This is a genomic window from Actinoplanes sp. NPDC048791 (assembly GCF_040650095.1).
Taxonomy (GTDB): Bacteria; Actinomycetota; Actinomycetes; order Mycobacteriales; family Micromonosporaceae; genus Actinoplanes.
This window is the reverse complement of the sequence record NZ_JBEZGQ010000556.1, coordinates 1-5,601: the sequence shown is the minus strand read 5'-3', so window position 1 is coordinate 5,601 and position 5,601 is coordinate 1. Positions and strand designations below refer to the sequence as shown.

Here is a 5,601-nt window from a genome sequence, read left to right as displayed (position 1 = left end):
GGCGTCGAAGTGATCAAGTAAGGAACGCCGCGGGGGCAGGCACGCCGGCCCCACACCGGGCCTGCCCCGCGGCGTTCCGGTCTAATTGATCGGCCAGCGCCCCGACCGCTGGGGATACGGCACCGGCACGGGCGTGGCCGCGGTGATGTGGGCGGTGGCAGCTCCGGTCCGGACCATCCGGTGCCAGCCGAGGCGGCCGCCGAGCAGGGCCATCACCGTCGACTGCACCACGACCAGGTACATGAGCTGCCGGTAGACGACCTGTTGCAGTGGCAGGCTCCACAGCGGCCCGTAGCGTTCGCCGTCGAGCTTGAGGGCGTACGCCGCCGTGGCGACCTGCACCGCGGTGAAGCCGGCCCAGACCGCGACGACCTTGCCCAGGGGCAGGAAGAACAGGCCGTACAGCCCGTACACGTCGACCATCGGCGCGCTCAGCGGCAGCAGCACCTGGAAGATCAGCAGATAGCCCAGGCCGCGGCGGCCGAGCCGGCCGGCCGGGCCGCGCTGGGTCAGCGCCCGGCGGTGCTTCCACATCGCCTGCATGGTGCCGTAGCACCAGCGGTAGCGCTGCCGCCACAGTTGCCGCAGCGAGGCCGGCGCCTCGGTCCACGCGACGGCGCCGGGCTGGTAGACCACGCGCCAGCCGGCCCGGATGACCGCCATGGTGAAGTCGGTGTCCTCGGCCAGGGTGTCCTGCGAGACGCCGCCGACGTCACGCACGGCCGCCCGGCGGAACGCCCCGATCGCCCCGGGCACCGTGGGCATGCACCGGCCGACGGCATCGCGTGCGAAGACGGTGTCACCGTCGACCAGGATGAAGATGTCACCCCGGGCGTGCCGCACGCCGGTGTTCAGAGCGGCGGGCTTGCCGGCGTTGCGCTGCCGGACGACCCGCACCCGGGGCAGCGCCAGCCGCTCCACGATCCCGGCGGTGTCGTCGGTGGAACCGTCGTCGACGACGATCACCTCGAGCAGCGGATAGTCGTTGGCCAGCAGCGAGCCCACCGTGCCGGCGATGTTGGCCGCCTCGTTGTACGCGGGCACGATCACCGACACGAGACCCAGGCTGACCAGCGGCTGGGCGTCGAGCCGGCGGATCCGGCGCAGATGCGTACGGGCACACCACAGCTGCCCGAGCAGCCGCAGCCCGGCGAGCACCACCGCGATCAGCATCAGCACAGTCATCGCCCGAGCCAGCCAGGCACCGGTCGACTGCGCGGCGGCGAACGCGTGCCCACGCCAGCGCTCACCCACGGAAGCTGGTGGCGCGGCGGGCAGCCGCAGACCCTCGGACATCGTGACGAACCGGTAGCCCTGCGACTGCAAAGCCGGGATCAGCTGCTCCAGCGCCTGCACGGTCTGCGTCCGGTCACCACCGGAGTCGTGCAGCATCACCACCGCGCCGGCGCCCCGGGCCGGCCGGGCGTTGCGCACGATGGCCGCCACGCCGGGCCGCCGCCAGTCCTCGGTGTCGAGGTCGGTCAGCGCCACCAGGTAACCGGCGGCACTGATCCGCCGGAGCGCGGCGAAGTCGGCCCCGGTGACCGCATCCGGCGCCGACGAGTACGGCGGCCGCATGAAGACCGGCGGCTGACCCGTGGCGGCCGCGACGGCGTTGCGGGTCAGCGTCAGCTCGGCACTCAGCTGCCACTCCGGAGCGCCCGCGGTGCCCAGGTGGCTGAACGTGTGCGACCCGATCTCACTGCCCTGCGCGACGACCTGCCGGGAGATCTCCGGATGCTCGTTGACCCGCGATCCCACCTGGAAGAACGTGGCGTGGGCGCGGTAGCGGGCCAGCACCGCCAGGATGCGCGGCGTCCAGACCGGATCGGGCCCGTCGTCGAAGGTCAATGCGATGGTCCTGGCCGGCATCGTCCGGCTGCTGACCGAACCGTCGGCGGTGATCCGCTGCACGGCCGCGCCTCCGAGCACCGCGGCCGGGACCGGACCACCACCGGAGTCGGCGGCCGGGGCCTCACCGTTGCCTTCCGCGCCGACGTGCGTCACGTAGCCGTTCAGCGACAGCTCCGCCAGCAGCACCAGCATGAGCAGGGCCAGCAGCGCCCAGTGTGCTCGCGGGGTGGCTGCCGTACCCGTTTGCCTTTGCTCTTGCGCGGCTTCGGCGTGCGCGTGGGAACCCGCCGGTGCGGGTTCGTGGTCGCGCTCGGCGTAGTGGTGGTCTTCGACACCGGAGCCGCCGGGACCGTGGTGCGCCGAGCGGGGGCTGTCGTGACCTTGACCGTCGCCCGGGTCTTCGTCGCCCGGGGACGGACCGACACCGCGGTGTCCGGCCGGCTGATGCGCAGCTCATCGGTGCCCGGCCAGCCCGGCACCGAGGCGGGACCGGCCCCGGTGAACCCAGCCAGCAGCGCGACCACGGCGACCAGCAGCACCAGGCCACCGGCCGAACCCGCGGCCACGAAGAGCCGCCGGCGCCGCCCGGTGCGATCCAGGAACACCGGATCGACGGCGTTCACCTGGCCGGACCGGAGGGCTTACCGTGACCCTTACCGGGGTGGCTGGGCGTGACCGAAGGCTTACCCGGGGCCGGGGGTGTCGGCTTCGGCTTCTTGGTGGGCGTACCGGTGTCGGAGGGTTTGCTCGTCACAGCCGGCTTGCCGAGCAGCCCGGCGCAGAAATCGTCGATCTTCGGCATCCCGCCGGCCGCGGCGGCCAGGGCCCGCCGGTCCGGCGCCGGCACCGCCTTACCGGGCGGATCCTGCCGGGCGGCATCCCACACCCGGCAGAGATCCAGGACAGCGGTCGCGGCAGGCGACGAAGTCACGCTGCGGGACGGCTTCGGCAGCGGAGACGGTACGGCTGACGTGGTCCCGCCACCAGCAGTGGGCTGCGTCGACGGCTCCGGGGCCGGCACCCCCACCCCCGAGAAGATGTCATGCGCGCGTTCCTGCACCGGCGTGGGCAGACTGCCCGCCCGCGCCGCCAAGGCGGTGCCACCGAAAGCCAGCACGGCGAATCCGAGAGCCACCTTCATCGCCAACGTCCTGACTGCAAGGTTCTGCCTCCTCGGCGGCGCGGTCGGTACAGCACGCTGCCGGGCGGCGAGGAAACCGGCCACAGCCGCCCGCTCGCCGGCCAGATCCTCCCCGGGGGTGGAAGTCCTGGCGGCGTCGAGCAGCTCGGCCAGACCCTCCATGCCAGGGTCCGGCCGTGCACCGGCTACAAGCCGATCGGCCTCGGAGAGACCGATCCGGCGGGCTCGCCTCATCGACATCGCAGACCGAAGAGCGCTCCATGCCCCCACCGCGTTACACCCCCTCCGGCAGAGCCGGATCGACCGGCGAATTTCCAGCCACCGGTGCGTTCCTTGCCTGCACCTGCGGATGGGCGGCCAGCCGCCGCAGCCCCCGCATCGTGGCGATCCGCACGGCACCGGACCGCTTACCGAGCACCTTGGCCGTGGTGGCGACATCCAGCCCGGCGACCACCCGCAACATGACGGCCTCGGCCTGATCAGCCGGTAGTGCGGCGATCAGCCCCAGCGCCCATCGCGTATCGGAACCCTCGAGTGCCTCGGTAGCGGCATCCCGGACCTGGAGCTCGGCTTGCACCGACCCGGCCGGCTCCTCAGGCCGACGGCCCAGCCGCCGCCGCTCATCGATCCCGCGATGCCGGGCGATCCGGAAGAGCCACCCCCGGAAAGCCCCGAAATCACCGGAGAACCGATGCAGATCCCGGGCGGCCTGCAACCAGGTCTCGGAAGCGACATCCTCGGCGGCATCACCGACGACAACCCGCAGATACCGGAGAACGGCCGGCTGCAAGGCCCGCCAAACAGTGGCAAAACCCCGCTCATCACCACCCTGAGCAGCCCGCAGCGCGGGGAGGAGGTCATCGTCATCGGACACGGTGATCCCGTCGGCTCCCTATCGCATGAAACGTGCACGTCCCGCCAAGGGCAGCACCATACGCCGAGCAGCGAGACGCGGAAGCCACCCCGAGTGCGACGGTGTTGTTGGTCCGCTTCTGTCGGTCTTCGGGGTCTGGTCTGCCGTGTGCTGGGTGTGGCTCTTGGCAGTCCGGGGGCACGGTTGGTGGGTACGGCCTGGCCAGGGCGTCCGGCGCCGGTCCCGGCCTCAGTCTTCGGCCGTTTGGGCCGGTTCCGGTCTCAGTCTTCGGCCGTTTCGGGCCGATCCCGGTTCTGGCTCGGTCCTGGTTCAGACCTGGCCCGGTGCGGGCTCAATGCCGCTGGGCCTCTGGGTCTGTTGCTGGCCAGCTCCAGGCCGGTTTTCCTTGCTCCCGCCCGGGCTCCGGACTCCGACCTGAACCTGGCCTGTCCCGCCTTCGCCCATGGCCGGGGGCTTTGCCCGGCGGCTTCGCCAGGGTCCTGACCCTTGGTTCGTCCTCCGGCTCCAGCCGGGCGCGCGAGTCCGGGCGCCGAGCCCCAGCACGGGGCTCCACCGCGAGCTCGTCCCTCGGCTTTGCACCTGCCCTTCCCTGTTCCACCCGCCTACCTCGGCTACCCGCCTTTTCTAACCCGCCTCGCCCGCTCGGCTTTCCTGGTCTGCGCGCCTGGTCTGGTCTGCGCGCCTGGTCTGGTCTGTCCGCCGGGCTGGTCTGCGCGCCCGGCCTGGCTCGCCCGCCTTTCCTGGCCGGCCCGGCCTGCCCGCCTTTCCTAGCCCGCCTGGCCCGCCCGGCTTGCCTGGCCCGCAACACGGAGAACAGCCCCGACGTCACGACCAGCAACGGCACGACCCGATGCCGTCCGGCTTTCCTGGCCCGTCCGGCTTGCTTGGTCCGCCTGGCTCCTGGTCCGCTCGGCTTGCCTGGTCCGCGCGGCTTCCTGGCCCGCCCGCTGAGCCTGGTCTGCGCACCTGGCCTGGTCTGTCCGCCGGCCTGGTCTGCGCGCCCGGCCTGGTCCGCCCGCCTGTCTGACCTGTCCGCCCGCCGTGCGCAGCCTCCGGCTCCGCGATACCCGAGCTCTACTACGCCACTCGCGATTGCAGCTTCGTCATGCCACTTCCCGTGCCCACCGTCGTCTGGTGTCACTACCCGATCGGATGACGCCGCTACCCAGCGCTCTTTTCCCAGCTCAGCGAGCTGCGGACGGCCGTCTGAGGCCGTCCAGAAGCGATGTGGCGGGGGCCACGGGGGGCCGATTTGGCGCTCCCGGGAGGAGCGGGTAATGTTTTGGGAGCCGCAGGGAAACGGGCGAGGCAAGCAGAACGAACTGGCCAAGCAAAACCGGTCAGAGAGATCAGCTACCGGCCGTCCTGCGAACCCCCAGGAAATAGCATCGGTTAGAGTCGTGCGCGGCTCTCGGCCGACGCTACGGACCGGGGGAACTTGCGCGAAACTCTCACGCAGAACCGGTAAAACCCGGATTTGACGCCGAGAAATAGCGCGAGTAAAGTTGAACGAGTGCCCCGGGAACGGGTCGCCTAGCTGGGCGGCAAGTTTTGCGGTGTGTGGTTGTTCTTTGAGAACTCAACAGGGTGCTAGATAAGCCAGTGCCATGAGTAATGCCTCAGCCTTTTTGTGCTGGGGGTTCTTCTGGCAGCAAGTTTTTGATTGTTGCTGGGATGATTTTCCACAGATTTTGTTGGAGAGTTTGATCCTGGCTCAGGACGAACGCTGGCG

The 5,601-nt window shown here is 70.8% G+C and carries 4 protein-coding genes; all 4 read right to left on the bottom strand.

The features are described from left to right. Positions 1-81 precede the first annotated feature (81 nt). Positions 82-2,046 carry a bifunctional polysaccharide deacetylase/glycosyltransferase family 2 protein gene (locus AB0C29_RS30910; RefSeq protein WP_360827516.1) on the bottom strand — a complete coding sequence of 655 codons (1,965 nt, stop codon included), beginning with the start codon at positions 2,044-2,046 and terminating at the stop codon, positions 82-84. Continuing rightward, a complete protein-coding gene (locus tag AB0C29_RS30905) occupies positions 2,016-2,477 on the bottom strand; it encodes a hypothetical protein (RefSeq protein WP_360827513.1) in 462 nt (153 codons plus the stop codon). Before AB0C29_RS30905 ends, AB0C29_RS30910 begins: the two co-directional genes overlap by 31 nt. After that, positions 2,474-3,157: a hypothetical protein gene (locus AB0C29_RS30900; RefSeq protein ID WP_360827510.1), complete on the bottom strand. Its 684-nt coding sequence runs from the start codon at positions 3,155-3,157 to the stop codon at positions 2,474-2,476. The genes AB0C29_RS30905 and AB0C29_RS30900 overlap by 4 nt, the downstream gene beginning before the upstream one ends. Positions 3,158-3,269: 112 nt before the next feature. Next, positions 3,270-3,869: an RNA polymerase sigma factor gene (locus tag AB0C29_RS30895; protein WP_360827507.1), complete on the bottom strand. Its 600-nt coding sequence runs from the start codon at positions 3,867-3,869 to the stop codon at positions 3,270-3,272. Positions 3,870-5,601: the final 1,732 nt, after the last annotated feature.

Bases quoted from the DNA above. Each gene is read 5' to 3' on its own strand.
- AB0C29_RS30910 (WP_360827516.1), bottom strand. From the start codon at position 2,046: ATGCTGGTGCTGCTGGCGGAGCTGTCGCTGAACGGCTACGTGACGCAC.
- AB0C29_RS30900 (WP_360827510.1), bottom strand. From the start codon at position 3,157: ATGGAGGGTCTGGCCGAGCTGCTCGACGCCGCCAGGACTTCCACCCCC.